At 39.9% G+C, this 20,871-nt stretch carries 3 protein-coding genes; all 3 read left to right on the top strand.

The genetic code is table 11. From position 1 onward, the window contains the following. Nucleotides 1–205: 205 nt before the first annotated feature. Genes fabD through LWH95_RS17915 form a run of 3 tightly spaced genes read left to right on the top strand, consistent with a single transcriptional unit; the run spans nt 206 to nt 20,834 of the window. Nucleotides 206–3,496: an ACP S-malonyltransferase gene (fabD, locus tag LWH95_RS17925; protein WP_232920106.1), complete on the top strand. Its 3,291-nt coding sequence runs from the start codon at nt 206–208 to the stop codon at nt 3,494–3,496. Between the two features lie 23 nt (nt 3,497–3,519). Then, nucleotides 3,520–16,047 carry an SDR family NAD(P)-dependent oxidoreductase gene (locus LWH95_RS17920; protein ID WP_232920105.1) on the top strand — a complete coding sequence of 4,176 codons (12,528 nt, stop codon included), beginning with the start codon at nt 3,520–3,522 and terminating at the stop codon, nt 16,045–16,047. Further along, nucleotides 16,047–20,834, top strand: coding sequence for a type I polyketide synthase (locus LWH95_RS17915; protein WP_232920104.1), 4,788 nt, complete (start codon nt 16,047–16,049; stop codon nt 20,832–20,834). Before LWH95_RS17920 ends, LWH95_RS17915 begins: the two co-directional genes overlap by 1 nt. Nucleotides 20,835–20,871 lie beyond the last annotated feature (37 nt).

The following is a 20,871-nucleotide window of genomic DNA, read 5'->3' as shown; positions in this document are numbered from 1 at the left end:
CTTATTTGTATCATAAATTAACTGAATATTATGAATATTATATGAGTGAGAACCCTATAGAATGCGATGACTTGCACCATTTGAAGTTAGCCCGCTAATGCAAATCAAACATGTACTTAAACCTTTTATTAAATAAAAGGTTTTTTGCTGTTTTCAAAGATGTTGTGTTTAAATCAAGAGAAGAAATTTGGGGAGATAAAATAACATGCAAAAGTCCAACATTTTGATGTTTTCAGGGCAAGGTTCTCAATACTGGGGAATGGGCAAAAAGCTTTTTAGCACGGACACAGTTTTTCGAGAAACAATGCACCGACTTGATGCCATTGCTATCGAGCTGAAAGGATATTCAATCATCGAGTATATATATGATGAAAAACGAAAAAATGCTAATTTCAGCAATATACTATATTCTCACCCGGCAATTTATATGACGGGGTACGCTGCTGCACAAACACTGATACAAAAAGGTATCGAGCCCGACGGAGTTATCGGAATGAGTTTAGGTGAATTTACAGCAGGAGCAGTAGCAGAAATACTGTCGCCTGAAGAAACGATGGAGTGTGTTTTAAAGCAGGCCGAAATTTTAGAAAACTACAGTCAGCAAGGCGGAATGATGGCTGTGCTGGGTAAGCCTTTGTTATATGATACTGAGCCTTTTTTACGACAGAATACCAATTTAGTTTCGGTGAATGGCCGTAATCATTTCGTTATTTCCGGTAAAATAAAAGCATTAGATCAGGCATCCTCTCTAATGCAGAAAAAAGGAATTGCAAGTCAAAAATTGCCTGTTTGTTTTGGTTTTCATTCCGAATTAATCGATGGTGCTGCACAAAAGTTTAAAGAATATATGAAACATAAAGTTTTTAAGAAACCAAATATCACTTTCATCTCTTCGGTGTACGGTAAAGAACTGAAATATATTCCTGAAAACTACCATTGGGATGCAATAAGAGAGCCCATTCGATTTCTGGATGCAGTTGATTTTAATGAAAAAAGAAACCCAGCATTCTATATCGATACAAGTCCCTCCGGCAGTCTTGCGGGGATTGCCGAAGAGAGTGCTGCAGATTATTCAAGATCGTCGTTTCATGCAGTGTTGAGTCCGTTTGGAAATGAGATCAACCGCATGGAACAGATAATCAAACGTATTGAAGAACAAAGGCAGAAATATGGGACAGGGGGAGAAAAACAAATGCTGGCTTACGTTTTTCCTGGGCAGGGTGCACAATTTAAAGGAATGGGTGGAGACATATTTAATGAGTTCAGTGATCTGGTTCATAAAGCAGATGCTATTTTAGGGTATTCCATAAAGGATTTATGCCTATCAGACATAGACAACAAGTTAACTGATACAAAATATACACAACCTGCGATTTATACAGTGAGCGCACTTCAATATTTAAAGCTCAAAAAAGAGGGGAAAGCATCCCCGGATTTTACAGCAGGACACAGTCTCGGCGAATATACAGCTTTATTTGCAGCGGGTGTCTTTGACTTTGAAACAGGGCTCAAATTAGTTGCAAAAAGAGGAGAGTTAATGAGTGCGTCTTCACAAGGCGGGATGGCGGCTGTCATTGGACTCAATGAAAATAAAATAAGAGAGGTGCTTAAACAGTTTGATTTTGATCAAATAGATATTGCTAATTACAATACGTCGTCTCAAATTGTGATAGCAGGGGCAGTCGAGGACATAAAGCGGGCAGCTGTATATTTTGAACAAGCGGGGGCAACGGCATATGTTGTTCTGAAAGTCGGGGGAGCTTTTCATTCTCGTTTTATGGAGGATGCGAAAAAGCATTTTGCTAAATTTATCGAACCCTTTCAATTTTCGAAATTAAACATTCCGGTCATATCAAACTATTTAGCTAGACCTTATAAGCAAGAAGACATTAAACATAACTTGATTGAACAAATAACACATTCAGTAAAATGGACTGAAAGTATCAGATACCTAATGGGACAGGGTGTAACTGCTTTTGAAGAGGTCGGACCGGGCAACATCCTGACGAAGTTGACACAAACCATTCAAAAAAATGAGCTGCCGCTTATCATCAACGCACCCGAGGTCGTTGACTTTATTCCTGAAGATGATGATATAAATTCTGGAATAGAGCTGACGGCAGAAACCATCCCAGGGAAAGAATCTACTGGGGGAAATTCTCCAGAATCTCAACTGGGAGATCAATCTTTCAAAAATGATTATAATTTGAAATATGCATATTTGGCAGGGGGCATGCATAGAGGAATTTCTTCAGCTGAAATGATCATCCGTCTTGGTGAAAAAGGAATGATGGGTTTTTTCGGAACTGCAGGCTTAGAAATTGAGGATATTGAGCAAGCGATTATTTCGATTAAGAATGGACTCGAAAAAAGTCAGTTTTATGGAATGAATATTCAATCGGAACCAGATAATCAAGATAAAGAAAAACAGCTGATTGATTTATATGTAAAACATGATGTAAGGGTGATAGAAGCGTCTTCGTACCTTTCCGTTAATGAGGCATTAATTTATTACAAAGCGCAACAGTTGAAGGAAGACAAAGACGGTCATGTCATGCCTTATAATCGAATCATTGCAAAAGTATCCCGACCGGAAGTTGCAGCGGCATTTCTGAGTCCAGCTCCTGCAAGCATAGTCGAGAAAATGGCCGAACAGGGCATTTTAACTTCACAACAAGTAAAATGGCTAAGCGGAATTCCTGTAGCTGACGATATGATCATTGAAGCGGATTCCGGCAGTCATACTGATCAAGGAGCGTTATCAGTTATGCTCCCGTTTTTTATGAGGATGCGTGACGATATGATGAAAACGAATAACTATAAAAAGAGAATTAGAATTGGAGCTGCCGGAGGTATCGGAACTCCCGAAGCAGCAGCCTCTGCTTTTTTAATGGGAGCTGATTTTGTTATGACAGGGTCTATCAATCAATGTACAGCTGAGTCCGGCACAAGTGAATCTGTCAAAGAATTATTGAGTGAAATAGAAATACAGGATACTGCTTATGCACCTTCCGAAGCTATGTTTGAGTTCGGCGCAAAGGTCCAGGTAATGAAAAGGGGAATGTTGTTCCCTGTCAGAGCAAATAAATTGCAGCAATTGTATCAGCAATTTCAGTCTCTCGATGAGATAGATGATAAAACAAAGATCCAGTTAGAAAGCAAGTATTTTAAAAAAACTTTTGATGAAATCTATGAAGACATTAAAAGAACATATCCAAATCTAGTTGAAAAAGCGGACCGTAATCCAAAATTTAAGATGTTATTAATTTTTAAGTGGTATTTGCGAAAAGCCAGTTTGTTTGCATTGGAAGGGGAAGAAAAAAGAAGGGTGGATTATCAGGTGCATTGCGGTCCGTCTCTGGGTGCTTTTAATCAGTGGGTGAAGGGAACAGAATTAGAAGCATGGAGAAACAGGCATGTTGGGGAAATCGGTGAAAAGATAATGATTGAAGCAGAAAACTTACTAAGGCATCGATTGAACACGATATTTCAATAAAAGAGAGGGGCTGCTGAAAACGAATGGTTCATCATTTGAATAAAAAGACTGGGAGCGATAATTCGTATAAATCATCTGATATAGCAATTATAGGAATTTCATGCAGATTTCCTGATGCTAATGATTATCATGAATTCTGGGAGAATATACATAGCGGCAAAGATTCCATTCGAGAAGTGCCGCTTGAACGGTGGAACCCTGAACAATATTATTCTGCTGACATCAACATTCCAAATAAAAGTATCAGTAAATGGGGAGGGTTTATTGAACAGGCCAGATACTTCGATCATAAATTCTTTCATATTTCTCCTCGTGAAGCAAAAAACATGGATCCTGAACAAAGAATTCTTTTAGAGGAGACATGGCGCTGCATTGAAGATTCAGGTGTATCATTGAGTGAGCTTCAGGATAAAACTACTTCTGTCTTTACAGGTATTATGAACTCTGACTATCGTCAGATGGGCTGTGCTGATTCGGAAATAGACAGCTATGCTTGTCTGGGGAGCTTTGAGTCTATTCTTTCCAACCGCATTTCATTCGCATTTGATTTTACGGGGAAAAGCATGTCTGTAAATGCTGCGTGCGCGTCATCGCTTGTTGCTCTGGATGAAGCGGTTAGATCACTGAGGGAAAAGGAAAGCGATTTTGCCATTGCTTCGGGTGTGAATTTAAATTTTCAGCCTTGGAAATACATATCATTCTCAAAGGCCAGAATGCTGAGCCCCGATGGTAAATGTAAGAGTTTTGACGCGGCTGCAAACGGCTATGTTCCTGGCGAAGGCGCAGGAGTTTTATTGATTCAACGACTGGATGAAGCAGTAAAAGCCGGTCATCATATCTACGGCATTATTAAAGGAACAGCTGTAAATCATGGCGGGAAAACCCGTTCAATTACTGCGCCTAGTGTGGATGCTCAATGTCAAGTCATTTTATCTGCTTTAAAAAGTGCCAATGTAGATGCTTCAACGATTTCTTATGTTGAAGCACACGGCACGGGAACATCTTTGGGCGATCCAATCGAAATTGAAGCTTTGACGAAAGCGTATCTGCAATATACTGATCATACACAATATTGCCGGATCGGAAGTGTCAAAACGAATATCGGTCATTTGGAAGCAGCAGCCGGTATGGCAGGATTAATTAAAGTGTTAATGATGATGAAACATCGAAGGATACCGAAAACGTTAAATGTAAATATGGTGAATCCAATTATCCAATTTGAAAAAACACCATTTGTTCTGGCAAGAAATTCATGTGATTGGCAGGCTCCGGACGGAGAACCGCTTAGAGCGGGAATAAGTTCTTTCGGCTTTGGAGGCGTTAACTCTCATGTCATTATCGAAGAATTTATACACAAAGAAGTATCAAAAGCAAGCTGTAACGGTAAAATACAACCGTTTCTTTTCTCTGCAAAAAGTGAAAAAAGCATGGAGCAAATGTTACAGCAGTGGAAATCATTTTCCGGCGAGTCCGAGGAATTTCAAAAATGTTCACATGAAGAAATTAGCAGCACGCTTCTGACCGGCAGAGCAACGTTTGAGTATAGAGCAGGCATATTAGCAGACAGCAAGGCCGAATTAAGGAATCATATTGAAAATGGAGTGACGATTCATAAGAAAAATGATTGTAAGTGGACACTTGTTATTGGTGACTTAAAGTGGGAAAGCTACGAACAATTTACAGCTATTAAAAGGGTATTCCCTAATATAGAAAAAGAAGTAGAGAAAATGCTGCAAGGCATTTCGACTGTAGATTATACATTTAAAGAGAAATGGACAACTGAAAAATCCAGACTGTATTCTGTAGTTATCAATACTGCAATAGTAAAAAGCATGCTGACTGCGGGTTTTAGACCAAGCTGTATTACCGGTGTTGGAGACGGGTATTTTATTGCTCTTGCTGTAGCCGGTATACTAAAAATTGAAAATGTATACGCTTTTATCGCGAATGTTGAGAAGGCAGCGGCATTATTTTGTGATCCGCCGTCCATTCCGTTTCTGAGTCCGTATACCGCGAAAACCTATTTTCCAGTTCAGTTGGATGAGAATTATATCAGGGTGTTACTGAATGGTATTCATTTCTCAGTTGAATCTGCGATTCATTTACGGAAAAAAGCACAATTACTTCTTAAACATCAATATACATTTAAAGGCTACATAGAGGAATGGGAAAAGTCGGCACACTCTCAGCAAATCAGTGTCTTGAAGAATATTATTGATGAATCAGGATTTAGCGGAGAAAAACTGACGGATGAGGAAGTAGTAACGTTAGTAGCAATCCTTGCTTCTTTGCAAAGACTCTATAAGAAATGGGATTTAACAGAGCAAGAAGGCTTATCAGAAAACCGATATTCTCAAGAACTCTTGTACCTAATTGATGCCGGTGTGCTGTCTAAAGAGCTTGTTATGAGCATGTTATTGAAACAGCCGGAAGGAATAAAACAGGCAGTTAAGTATTTACAACAGGCACCGTCCGATTTTTATGAAAAAGACCGATTTCCATTAATGGCTGATCACAACCAAATACAGGATTTAAATCAAGAGATAACTGACCTTGTTCTAAAAATATCGAAAAAAACAATTGAGCCGAATAGAGATATTGAAATTCCTAACTTTTTCACCTTTCAATTCGGAACCTTGCCTCTTACGATGAATATTAAGCATGAAGCATATTTTGAGCCGAGCAAATCGGCTGATGAGTCTCTTTATCAGGTGTTTATGCAAATGTGGCTAAAAGGAGAAGAAATTGTTTGGGCAAGACTGGGTGATCACAATAAGAAAAAAGCGGTTTTGCCTGTTTATCAATTTGAACGCTATCATTTTGATTTGAAATCTGAAATATCAAAAACAGACGCATTTTCTGTGGAGAATATAAAGCGGTCATTATATGCACCGGTATGGAAGGAATCACCGTTGCCGGAAGTTCTCAGTGATGGACAAAGGTGTACGATTTTGCTTTTTTCGGATCATAAGAGGTATTCGGAAGTATTGCAAGAGAGAGAGAACACATTTGTATATCTTGTCACGAAAGGTGATCGTTTTGAGCAAATAAGCGATGATGTGTTCACAATAAATAGAGAAAACCCTGAAGATTATATAAGCCTGATTCGATTGTTAAAGCAAAAAAATGCAATACCAGATTCGATTTTGCATGCATGGGCTGACAAACAATCAGAATTTGATGAAGCATTGCAAACAGGAATATACTCCGTTTTTTACCTGACAAAGGCATTAATAAGTGAAAACCTTATAAACAAGGTGCGGCTTATATATGTATTCAGTAATGATAAGGAAAAGAGACTGCCCTGTTTTGAAGGGATCGGCGGTTTTTTTAAGTCAGTAAAGCAAGAATATCCTGAGCTGTGCTGCAAGGCGATTCGCTTTACAAATGGCTCAATGTCAATTTCGTATTCTGAAGAGTCAGACATCTTATATAAAGAAATAAATGCAGCCCCGGACCATAACATAAACATTATGTACAAGGACGGCGTAAGGTATGCCCAGGTATTAGAGAAGAAGACTAAAACGAACTTCTCCCCAGTCCAATATCCCGGAAAAGATAAAGTGTACTTAATTACAGGGGGATTAGGGGGGATTGGCAGTAAAATTGCTGAGTATTGTGCAAAATCCGAAACATGCACAATCATTCTGTCAGGACGTTCTCCATTACGCGGGAAAAAACAGAAGCTGTTGGAATATTTAAATCAATTTAATGCGGAAGTCTTTTATATGCAGGCAGATATATCAGATAAAGAAACCGTAATAAAAATGGTCGATGATATTATGGAACGATATTCAGGCCTTAGCGGGATTATTCATTGTGCGGGAGTTATCAGAGATTCATTCCTTTTTCAAAAAACAAAGCAAGAGCTTTCAGAAGTCATAGCTCCGAAAGTGCAAGGAACGTTGTATCTGGATAATGCGACGAAGGAGATTGACTTGGACTTTTTCGCTGTTTTTTCATCAGTGGTCTCTATTGCAGGAAACGAAGGTCAGACTGATTATGCATATGCAAACAGCTTCTTAGACCACTTTGCTGAGTATAGAGAACAGAAGCGTCAAAAATCTCAGCGCAACGGGCGTACTTTAACAATCAATTGGCCGTTATGGAAAGAAACCGGAATGGGAGTGAGTATATCAGATCAGGCGAGAACATCACTTTTTCGTGATTCGGGTCTTGAAGAATTGTCTTCTGAAGCTGGGGCGGATTGGTTCGCCCAGATTGTGATGTCCGGACAGCTGCATAATATTGCAGTCTGCGGAGATTCAGACCGTTTTGAACAATTTATGGAGCAGCGATTTCAAACGAATTACACACAAATAAGCGACACAATTCAGTTGGCTTCAGGTGATGTGAAAATACAGACGAGATCATTTTTAGCAAGCATTATTTCAGCCGAAGTTGGTGTTAAACCTGAGGAAATAGACCATTCTGTGCACTTAGCTGAATATGGTATGGACTCGGTCATGATACATCAATGCAATTCAAAGCTGGAGCAGGCGCTAGGAGCTATTTCAAAAACGCTTTTATTTGAGTTCCAGACCATCACAGACTTGGCAGACTATCTCATAAAGGAATATCCGGATCGGCTGGAAAGTTTATTTCCTGCGAAAGAGAATGAAAAACTAATTCAGAGTTCTACAGCTGTTAATCCGGCTCAATTACATATTGCGCCTGTAATGAAGGAGAAAGAAAAACACGATGGTATAGCTGTCATCGGCATAAGCGGGCGATATCCCGGTGCGGAGAACATCGAGGAATTATGGGATGTATTATCTCAAAAGAAAGATACTATCACAGAAGTTCCGAAAGAACGCTGGGATGCCCGCGCTTATTATGATTCTGATCCTGCTAAAGCCCAACAGGGAAAGATTTATTGTAAGTGGGGAGGTTTTTTACCGAGTGCTAATTCATTTGATTCTTTGTTTTTTCATATATCGCCAAGAGAAGCAGAAGCCATGGATCCTCAGGAACGTATCTTTCTGGAAACTGTGTGGAAGGCGTTTGAAGATTCAGGGTATACCCTGAATCGTTTGCAAAAAACAGCGGGAAAACATGTTGGGGTTTTTGCTGGAGTTACGACTAATTCTTATAAACTGCTCGGTGAACGAATACCGACAGATAGAAATACTGTGATCCCAAACTCGTTTCCATGGTCTCTTGCGAACAGAGTTTCTTACACATTTGATTTTACAGGGCCAAGCGTACCTGTTGACACAGCTTGTTCTTCATCATTAACTGCAATCCATATGGCGTGTGAAAGTTTAAAAAAAGGTGAGTGCTCTATTGCTGTTGCCGGGGGAGTTAACTTGTATTTACATCCGTCGGACTACTTGTACCGCTGTCAAATGGGGATGCTTTCAAAGACAGGGCAATGCAGGAGCTTTGGTGCAGGGGGTGACGGTTTTGTACCCGGAGAAGGTGTAGGAGCAGTTATTCTGAAACCGCTGAAAGATGCAATTCGGGATAATGATACGGTGTACGCAGTGATTAAAGGGACAGCGATCAACCATGGAGGGAAAACGAACGGTTATACCGTTCCTAATCCAGCAGCTCAGGCAAGCCTTATTCAAGAGGCTCTTGCTGCAGCTGATTGGAGCGCCAGAAGCATCGGCTATATTGAAGCCCACGGCACAGGTACCCCGCTGGGTGACCCAATTGAAGTCAGAGGTTTGACAAAAGCCTTTAGAGAATATACGGACGATTCATCATATTGCTCGCTTGGGTCCATTAAATCAAACATAGGTCATCTTGAAGCAGCAGCAGGTATTGCCGGCCTGACAAAAATCATATTACAGATGAAATATAAAAAAATAGCTGCCACACTTCATGCTCAGCGAATACATCCAGATCTTCATCTTGACGAGACACCGTTCCATCTTCAGCAGGAAACATCTGAGTGGGTGAAGCTTACTGATGAGAAAAATCCCGAAAAAACATACCCAAGACGAGCGGGACTAAGCTCTTTTGGAGCTGGTGGGTCAAATGCACATATCCTTGTTGAAGAGTACGAGCCTCCTGCAATTTCTGATACCAGCTGGCAGGAAGGTGAAGAACTTATTGTACTTTCAGCAAAACATCCGCTAAGTTTACAAGAGTATGCAAAACAGCTTGTAGGGTATCTCCAAAGGGCCAGTCAAAAACATGACCATTCTCTTCTGCAGGCAGTTAAGGGAGAGTTTAAAAAAGCAGCTGAAAAATGCGGCGTTGACATAAAGACTGCGAAAAGCCCCGATTGGCAGTCAGACCTGTTCATGTCATGGATTGACGAAATTTATAACTTTTACAATTTAAGAAGCAGGCAGCCGCAAGATACAGAAAATTTTACGGCAGAACGCTTTTTGGAACAAAATAAGAAACAAGTCAGTGAGTTTTACGAGCAAGAGGGACTTTACAAAACTGTACGTCTTTCAAATATTGCTTTTACGCTCCTGAATGGACGTGAGCCTATGTCTGAAAGGCTCGCCATTATATCAAAAGATGTCTATGATTTAATCTCTAAACTGAATAAGTACATTAATGGGGATACAGATCAAAGTATATTCAGAGGAAAAAAGATCAAGCAGAAGCGAAGACAAAAACAAACCGGTATACAAATGAAGGCAGATAAACGAACAATGGCAGAGATGGCTGAATATTGGGTCTCAGGGGGAGATTTGACATGGGAAGATATCCATATTGAGCGAGCTGCAAGCAAAATTGCGCTTCCCACATATCCTTTTTTAAAGAATAAACTTTGGGTTTCGAAGTCTGTTCATATGCAGAAAAAAGAATTGGTCGATCCAGACCCTTTGTTTAATTTTTCAGCGGGAGAAAGCCAGCTTAACAAAAAGCTGTCCAGTTCTGATTATTATCTGAAAGACCATATCATAAATGGCGAGTTTGTTTTACCGGGAGCTGCGGTCATTGAAGCCGCAAGAGAAGCAGCAGAGAGATTAAATAGAAAACAAGTTGTAAAGTTGAGTCAAGTCGTATGGTCACTTCCAATTACCGTTCAGGAAGAAAAGACAATTGCTATTGATCTGTTTCCCAATCAAGAAGGCAGCAGCAGGTTTATAGTAAAAAGTAATTTGTATTCTGAAACCGCTGTTCATTCACAAGGTAAACTTAAGTTCTACGAGGCAGAAGCAGCACGTGAAATAGAACGATTTGAATTGAATAATTTGCTAAAGGAGCAAAAAAGCACAATCAATGGTGATGAGTGCTATAAGAGCTTTAAGCAGGCAGGCTTGGACTATGGCAGCAGTTACCAAGTGATTAAGCAGCTGTTTATCCTTCCAAACGCGGTTCTTTCACGCATATCTCTTGCTGACAATCTTCAGTTAAATGGAGCCAGAGGAATGCTGAATCCATGTTTGTTAGACGGTATTTTCCAGTCAACTATCGGATTTACGCTTGAGCATGATGGCGGTCAAGTGCCATATTTGCCTTTTGAATTAGGAGAGCTGGAGATTTTGAGTGCTCCCTCGGATAGCGGTTATGCTTATGTCATACCAGCTGATGAAAAGAATGCTTCATCTGTAAAAAGATTCAATATTACGTATATGGATGATAAAGGCCAAGTAAGTTTGAAACTGAGAAACTTAGCTCTCAAAGCACTAAAGAGCCCACAGGCCAATCAAATTGTAAAAACGGAGAATTCAATCAGTTATTATAAGGACAAATGGGTTCAGGAATTTAATCACCATTCAGATGAAATCTGCCTTTCAAACACCTGTTTGGCTATTGTGCTCCATGACGATATAACAGAGCAGCACATTCGCAATGCGTATGAAAGCATTGGCCTGAAGCTAATCTTTGTCCGAGCAGGGAACCAATTTAAAGAAAAGGGAATCTATTCATATGAGCTGAATAGTCATAAACTTGACGATTACAAGACACTGCTGGGGATTCTTACGCGAAGGCAAGTAACAATCGGACATGTGGTTTTGTTTGGAAAGAGTCCCGAAACGAAAATTTCGCATGATATTAAAAGTAAACTTGATGAGGCTGTTTTTCCGGTTTTCTATATAACGAAAGCACTTATGTCAGTGAAGCCCAAAAATAAAATAAAAATATCTCATGTGTTTTTTACAGAAAAAAATCAAGTTTTACCTTATCAAATGGCGTTAAGCGGTCTTTTTCAGGCGCTTCATCTAGAACAGCCTATGTTTACAGGTAGAAATATTGAAATATGCAGCGGGCAGAAGTTGCTGCCGAATGGCCTTCTCCCGGAGTTGGACTGCATCGTAAAAGAAAGTGTTGCTAGCGACAGCGGTTCCACAGAAATCAGATATGTGGATGGAATCAGATACGTGAAGAAGTCCGTCGGTATTAAATATACGAACGGCATTTCAAAAGTTGAAGTGGAAGAAAATGGAGTTTATCTCATTACAGGAGGAGCAGGCGGACTAGGACTGATATTTGCCAAGCACCTTATACAAAAAGGCAGAATAAAGATAGTGTTGATAGGGAGGTCAGAACTTTCTGAGGAATCTGTCAGGCGTATAAAAGAACTGGAAGCCTCCGGATCGGAAATTTTTTATGTTAAGACTGATATTTCTGAGGAAAAAAATACCGCCGATCTGATAAATCTTATAAAAAGCAAACTAGGCTCTTTAAAGGGCATTATACACAGCGCGGGCGTTATAAGAGATTCATTACTCATTAACAAAAGTGAAGAGGATGTGAGAGCTGTCTTAGCAAGCAAAGTACATGGTACGATTTGGCTTGATCAGTACACAGCAAAAGAGCCACTGGACTTTTTTGTCCTGTTTTCATCAATTAGTGCAAAAATAGGGAATGCGGGACAGACGGATTATGCTTATGCTAATCGTTTCATGGATTATTTTGCGGAGCTGAGAGCAGCTGAAGACAAACCTGGAAAGACACTCTCTATTAATTGGCCGTTATGGAAAGAAGGCGGCATGCAAGTTGACAGACACTCAGAGAGATTTCTATATGAACATTTTGGGATGCTGTCCTTAGGTGAACAAGAGGGTCTATCAGCATTTGATAAAGTAATGACAGGGTGTGAACATCAAATCATGGTATTTAGCGGCAATGAATTAAAATTGGAGCGAATCATAGGTATCGCCGAAGAAAAAGGTAATAGAGAAGCAATTGAAGAAAATAATGAGCCAGACAGAACTCTATCTTCACTGAAAAACACTTTGGCACGCATTATCTGCACCGTATTGAAGATTAATGACAGTGAATTTGATTTTGAGCTGCCTATAAGTGAATATGGATTTGATTCAATTATGTTTACAATGCTGGGTAATGAATTAAACGAATCATTAGGAATTTCAATAATGCCATCCCAGTTTTTTGATTTTTATGATTTTTATGAATTGCTTGATTATATACATGATGAATGTTCACAAGAACAGGTGCAGAATAATCTTTTAGATCATGAGAATAAGAACACCAGAGAATATCTGAAAGAGAAAATTGCACATATCATTTCAGCTCTTTTGAAGATAGAAAGGCAAGAAATAGAAGGAGAAACTTCATTTGGTGAATACGGGTTTGATTCTATTACTTTTACAAGGCTTGGAAATGAAATTAATCAAAGGTATGGAACAGACCTGCTGCCTTCCATTTTCTTTGAATACAATTCGTTAGATGAAGTTGCAGGTTATTTAATAGATCAGTATGGGGACAGTTACAGTTTTTCAACCGATTCTTCTTCCAAAACAGACGCTGAAAAAATAGACGAAGTGGAACCGTCTTTGGATTATGATGACGCATATGCTGATCTTGCTCTTACCTCTTCGGAAGAAAACAGTGAAGCAGAAGGCACGTTAAATGAGCCTGTTGCAATAGTGGGGATAAGCGGACGATTCCCTCAATCAGACACAATAGAGGAACTTTGGGAACAAATCGAAAAGGGCCGTGATTTGATTACAGATATTCCTGAAGACCGCTGGGACTGGAGGGAATTTGATGGTGATCCGATTAAAGAGAGAAATAAAACGAATATAAAAAGAGGGGGATTTATAAACGACGCAGATAAATTTGATCCCTTGTTTTTCGGAATTTCTCCTGCGGAAGCAGAATTAATGGATCCACAGCAAAGGATTTTTATAGAGACAGTTTGGAAGGCAATAGAAGATGCAGGTTATAAACCTTCTGATTTGGCAGGGACTAAAACCGCTGTATTTGCTGGTGTTGCTACAACAGACTATGCTGAACGACTCAGTGAAAATCTTACCCCGATTCAGGCACAGACAGCTACTGGCCTAAATCATTGTATACTGGCGAATCGAATCTCTTATCTGCTGAATATTACGGGTCCAAGCGAACCGGTTGACACGGCTTGCTCCAGTTCATTGGTTGCGTTGCATCGTGCGGCAGAGGGTATTCAGAGGGGAGAATTTGACATGGCCATTGCAGGGGGAGTTCATATTATGACAAGCCCGACCCTGTTTATAGCTTTCGACAAAGCAGGTATGCTGGCAAAAGACGGAAAGTGTAAAACGTTTGATAGAAGAGCGGACGGCTATGTGAGAAGTGAAGGAGCAGCGGCGGTATTGCTTAAACCGCTCAGTAAAGCACAAGCGGATGGGGATCACATATATGGCCTGATTAAAGGAACAGCGATAAACCATGGGGGACACGCCAATTCTTTGACTGCACCAAATCCGAAGGCGCAGGTAGATTTATTAACTGAAGCTTGGAGGAAAGCCGGTGTCAGTCCTGCAACGGTCGGATATATTGAAGCTCACGGGACAGGGACAAGCCTTGGCGATCCAATTGAGGTAAACAGCATTGTAAAAGCATTCAAAACATTATATGAAGAATGGGGCATTCCTTTTACTGAACAAAAGTCTTGCGGGATAGGCTCAGTTAAAACAAATATAGGTCATCTAGAAACGGCTGCTGGAATAGCTGGGGTGATCAAAGTATTATTGGCGTTTAAATATCAAAAACTTCCTGGACTTGTTAATTTTTCTGAACTTAATCCATATATCAAATTAGATGGCACACCGTTTTATATAACAGATACAAATGAAAAATGGAAAAGAATGAGAGATGAACTGTACGTTGACATACCAATGCGAGCAGGTGTCAGCTCTTTTGGATTTGGAGGTGTAAATGCACATATTGTATTAGAAGAATACAGAGAAAAGAACAGGGGAATATCGGAAAGTGGAAGAAACCACATTTTCGTGTTGTCAGCGAAAACCAATGATCAATTGCTCGACTATATTAAGCTGATGATTCAGTATTTGGATCATGCAATCAGAAAAGAAGTTTCGGTTAATCTGACTGATATGGCAAGTACGCTGCAAAACGGGCGCGAAGAAATGGAAGAAAGAATCGCTATATGTGCTTCTGATATAAGAGAGTTAAGAGACAAATACATCAGCTTCCTTGAGTTTAACAAGAAACAAGAAGGCGTATTTATTAGTGAAAATAAAAAGAAATACACAGTTATAACTGAAGAGCTTCTTCTAGAAGCTATTCAAAGCGGTAAAGAGGAATTGGTGGCTCAATGGTGGGCCGAGGGAGCAAAAGTGGATTGGCGGCAAATATTCAATAAGACATATAACAAAATACCGTTGCCATCCTACCCCTTTGCAAGGGAGAGTTATTGGTTCAGACAGAAAATCAAAAACGTTGAACTGGAAAAGCGGATTCATCCTTTGTTAAGCGAAAATTTGTCAACTTTAAAGAGCTTGAAGTTTAAAACAAATATCACCGGCTCTGAATTTTTTATCACCGATCACCTTGTTTCTGGGCGTCCTGTTTTACCTGGAGCAGCATATCTTGAAATGGCTCTTGTCTCCGCGGAAATAGCTGCTGAGAACACTATATGTAAGATTAAAGATGTCGTATGGAACAAACCAATTACCTACGAAGGAACACCGTTTCACATCTATTCAAGTCTTCAAATGCAAAAAGATAAACTGAATATAACAATCTGCACAGAAGAGCCGGAGGGTGAATTGCAAATCTGCTCACAAAGTATTGCAGAATTCGAGGAATCAAATATTGACAGACCGCTTGAATACTTTGATATTGAATTGTTTAAACACAGCAGTGATACAAAAATTAGCCGTAAAGAATGTTATCAGTATTTCAGCAGAATGGGGCTGGATTATCGCTCTGGGTTTCAAAGCCTGACCGCCGTTTACTGCAGCGGTCAGGAGGTACTGGCAGAACTTGTGCTGCCAGAGCAGCTGAAAAACGATTTTAAGCATTTTAAACTTCACCCGTCATTGATTGACGGAGGATTTCAATCGGTCGCATTTTTGTTAAATGATAATGATAAAGGAAGCTTATATATTCCTTATTCACTTGAGGAGCTTGTTATTTGTGGCCCGCTTGAGGAAAAATGTTTTGCACGTGTAAAAGAGACTGGATTTTGCACGTATAGCATCCAATTTATTAATGAGGACGGAGAAATTGCTGCAAGCATGAATAACTTTTCTGTCAGAAAAGTGAACGCGGGAGGATTACTGCCGGAAGACAGTGAAGATCAGACAATTCTTTTACTATTAAAACAATTGAAAAACGGTGAGCTTTCCGCTGACCAAGTCTATCAACTGCTGGAGGTAAAATAGTGCATATTAAACAAATACTTTCCTTGATTGAAGAACAGCAGATGTCTCCTGATACAGGATTAGAACTAATTCGCACTTACAGAAAAGAACAAATAAAAAATGGGACGGAGCAGCAATCGCAAGCTGCGTCCCAAACTGTCTTTTTTAAAAGAGATTGGATATCGTCAAAAAATGATGATGTACAGAAACAACAGGCGCCAAGAAGCATATTAATTTTTGATCGAGATAAACGACTTACAGAATATATTAGTATGCTTTACAAAGATCAAGTGCATGTTATTCTCGTAACTCCTAATGTTTATTTCAGCTGTCCGGAGCAAAATGTATACACAATAGACCCGTCAAATGAGGCTCATTATGAAAACCTGTTTGCAGACTTGGAAAAAAGCAAATTTACACCTGGATGTGTTCTATACCTATGGAACAGCGCTGTTCCGGAATTAAGTGAAGAGTTGATTCATAAGGCACTTCTCAACGGGATTTTGCCATTATTTGTTTTAACAAAGGCTTTAATAAAAGCAAAATATGATAATACGAAATTATTGCATATGTATTGGACAAACGGTCAGAATCAGCCGTTTAATGAAGCGGTCGGGGGTTTTATAAAAACGGTAAATATGGAAAGCTCCAAATTGAAGGCGAAAACGCTTCAAATTCATAGAGAAGAGCCTGATTCAGATCCTACCGCTTCGCAATTGTGGGAGATGGCATGTAATGAATTACAAAGCTTTCAATCAAATGAATGCGAAATTTTAATTGACTCTCACAGCAGGTATATTAAAGGAATGCAGCATATTGATTTAGAAAATGCAAAGTCATTAGCTCCGAAGCATGTATCATATCATAAAGGCGGCGTGTATATCATTACCGGCGGTGCAGGAAAACTCGGTCTTATGTTTGCGGAACATATCGCGAACGAAGTTGAGGCGGTTATCATATTGACAGGCCGTTCAGCTTTAAGCGAAGTTCAGAAGGAACAGCTCAGAAAACTAAACGCAAAAGGGTCTTTTGTTGAGTATATACAGACGGACATATCGGAACGAATAAAGGCTGAGCAATTCATCCGTGACGTGAAACAGCAGCATGGCCAAATAAGCGGCATTATCCATGCAGCAGGTCTCATTCAAGATTCTTTTATTGCTAAAAAAAATCTGAGTGAGTTTGTTGAAGTATTAAAGCCGAAAGTATTCGGAACGATTTGGGTGGATGAGCTGACAAAAGATGAAAATCTTGATTTCTTTATTCTGTTTTCTTCTGTTGCTGCGAACGGAAATGCCGGTCAGAGTGATTATGCGTACGCCAACAGTTTTATGGACAGTTATGCGATGTTCCGAAATCAGCTGAACAGAAATGGAAAGACACTTTCAATAAATTGGCCGCTATGGAAAGAGGGCGGAATGAATCTTGATGACAGTGCTGTAGTCCATTTGAAAGAGAAATTCGGAATGATTCCGATACATTCAACAGCGGCTTTTAAAGCTTTTGATAAAATGATGCAATCTTCATTTAGTAACATAATGCCTGTGGAAGGAGACCGGGACAAGCTCTTAAAAACAATCCCTTTCCGCAAACTGACTCCTTCAGACAATCAAACGGAAATAGAGAAAAACACTGAAGATAATGAAATTGTAATTAAGGATAAAGTTAATGATTATTTTATCAAAACCATTTGCAGTGAATTGAAAATCCCTAATCATAAAATAAATGCTTATGATTCTTTTGAAAAGTTCGGGATTAATTCACTTATAATCATGTCGCTTATATCAAAGCTTGAAGATACGTTCGGGGATTTGCCTAAAACGATCTTTTTCGAATACCGGAACGTCGATGAGCTTGCTGATTTCTTTCTGAAATCGTTTAAAGAGACAGTATTGAAGGAAGCTGGGATAGCTCAAATAGAAGCCGCACCAAAGCTGAAAAAACATACAAAAATGCAGCAGGAAAGACAGCCTGCACATGCAGTGAGTGTAAATACACCAATTAATGAAGATATTGCAATTATTGGAGTAAGCGGCAGATATCCAATGGCAGATAATGTTATGGAATTCTGGGATTGCATCATTGGTGGAAAGAATTGTATTACCGAGATCCCTAATGAACGGTGGGATTTCAGATCGGACTACAGTCCTGACAGAATGGACAGAGGGAAAATCAACAGTAAATGGGGAGGGTTTATTAATCGTGTTGATCAATTCGACCCGCTGTTTTTTCACATTTCCCATAAAGAAGCTGAGATGATGGACCCTCAGGAACGTATTTTTCTTGAAACCGCTTGGCATACGTTTGAAGACTCCGGGTATACGAGGGATCGGCTTGACGGTATGAAAGCAGGGGTGTTTGTAGGAGCAATGTACGGGCAATATCAATTATTTGGTGCAGAGGAGACAGCAAAAGGAAATGCTGTTGCGCTCAGTTCTTTTTTTTCTTCTATAGCTAATAGAGTTTCATACTTTTTTAATTTCTCTGGACCAAGTATTGCTTTAGATACGATGTGCTCGTCATCTTTGACAGCCATTCATTTGGCATGTGAAAGTATAAAAAGGGGAGAAAGTGAGATTGCGTTAGCTGGGGGCGTAAATGTGTCCATACACCCTAACAAATATCTTTGGCTGAGCCAAGGGAATTTTGTTTCTACAGAAGGTCTATGCAGAAGCTTCGGGGAAGGTGGAAACGGCTACGTTCCAGGAGAAGGGGCGGGAGCCGTACTATTAAAACCGTTACATAAAGCAATCAATGATCAAGACTGTATTTATGGTGTGATTAAAGGAACAGCTGTAAATCATGGTGGGAAAACAAATGGTTTTACTGTTCCAAATCCAAATGCGCAAGCTGAGCTGATCGCCGAAAACTTTAAAAAGTCAGGCATTAGTCCAAGATCCATCAGTTACTTGGAAGCACATGGAACGGGTACTTCACTTGGAGATCCGATTGAAATTGCGGGGCTGACAAAAGCTTTTGAACAATTTACCGATGATAAACAATTTTGTGCAATTGGTTCAGTTAAATCAAATATCGGACATTTAGAATCCGCTGCAGGCATAGCGGCGCTTACAAAGGTACTGCTTCAGTTTAAGCACCGAAAATTGGCGCCTTCCATTCATTCTGAGCGATTAAATACTAATATAAATTTCGAAAATACGCCTTTTTATGTTCAGCAAAAAGAAGAGGAGTGGCGTAAAGAAGCCGGTATAACTCGTAGAAGGGCAGCGGTTAGTTCATTTGGAGCAGGGGGAGCGAATGCCCATATTATTCTTGAAGAATATGAAAATCATATTGCTTCTGTTAAAAATACATGTAGCGGTCCTTATGCCGCAGTTCTCTCCGCAAGAAACGAAGACAGGCTAAGGGAATACGCCCGTCGTCTTCTTCAATATACAGACCAGGAGACAGCCGTATCGGTCGCTGATATTGCTTATACACTGCAAACGTGTAGGGAGCCGATGGAAGAGAGAATTGCTTTTGTCGCATCGGATCTGCATGAACTTAGGGGAAATTTGAAGCTTTTCTGTGATGAAGGAATAATTGGAGACAATGTATACAAGGGCAATGTGACTAAAGATTATGATAAAGTCTTTGTTTTCCATGATCGGAAAATGAAAGAACAATTCCTTAAAGCTGTTATGGAAAAAAGGGACGTCAATGACCTTGCTCAGTTATGGTCTTACGGTGTTGATATTCAGTGGAGAAATTTATATGAAGATAGACCTAAAGCACGGCGGGTGGATCTTCCTTTGTATCCGTTTGCTGAGGAATCTTATTGGGTGCCCCGTGTTTCTGATGAAAAGCTTTCAGCATTGCAAAATAAAACCGTCTTGCATCCGTTGCTTGATTCTAACGAATCTACCCTTGAGCAGCAATATTTTAAAAAAACAGTAATGGAAAAAGAGATCTGGTTAAAGGATCATGTGGTGAAAGATAAGCGTATTTTGCCTGCGGCGGTTTTTCTTGAAATGGCATGTGCCGCAGGAAATTTATCGTATCGCAGGAAAAAGGTCTCTGGTTTGAAAAACATTACATTTATTAGACCGGCAATGTTATATCAAGAGAGCATAATTGTTTACTCCTTCATTTCTGTCGAAGACGGACGCATCCTTTTTAAAATGGCGGCTGACGAAGATGCAGGTACAAAAGCCATATTTGCATCAGGAGAATTAAGCTATGATGCTCATCAAAATGCCAAGCACATAGAGAGTATTGACAGACACGAGATCATCAAGAGAAGCGCTTTTATCCATGAACATGATGAATGTTACCGACACTTCCGGGAAAACGGTTTTGACTATGGCCGCAGCTTTCAGTCAATTCAACGATTATGGGGCGGAGACACAGAAGCTCTGGCGCATTTAATACTACCTCAAGAAGCAGCACATACCTTTAATAACAGTATACTGCCGCCGTCTCTGCTTGATGGGGCTTTGCAATCATTGTTTGGCATCACCGAAGGACGAGAACGTGCTTTTGTATATGTACCTTATTCAATAGGTGAGATTTATATCCACCAGAAAGTACCGGAAGAATGCTGGGTGTATGCACGCAAAACAAGCCAAAAAGATCAATTCGAGTTTACTTACGATATTATGCTGGTGAATCATCAAGGAGACCTGCTTGTGCAACTGCAAAACGTAACACTCCGAAAAGGCGAGGTATTTTCAGATCGAGATCCGTATCAAAAGAAACAGGTTTCATCTGTGACACAAGAAAAATTGACCGAGCTGCTCGGTCAATTGCAGGCTGGCGAGTTGACGACAGAGGAAGCTGATCATTTGCTTGCTCAAATGCTGGATTAACACTGGATGTTCAACAATGTAATTTGTAAAGGGGATG

This window comes from Bacillus sp. G16, from assembly GCF_021282335.1.
Classification (GTDB): Bacteria; Bacillota; Bacilli; order Bacillales; family Bacillaceae; genus Bacillus; species Bacillus inaquosorum.
The sequence above is the reverse complement of the archived record's forward strand: the minus strand, read 5'-3'. Positions and strand labels throughout refer to the sequence as shown.

Excerpts from the sequence above, each read along its gene's own strand:
- fabD (WP_232920106.1), top strand. The coding sequence starts at position 206 with ATGCAAAAGTCCAACATTTTGATGTTTTCAGGGCAAGGTTCTCAATAC.
- LWH95_RS17920 (WP_232920105.1), top strand. The coding sequence starts at position 3,520 with ATGGTTCATCATTTGAATAAAAAGACTGGGAGCGATAATTCGTATAAA.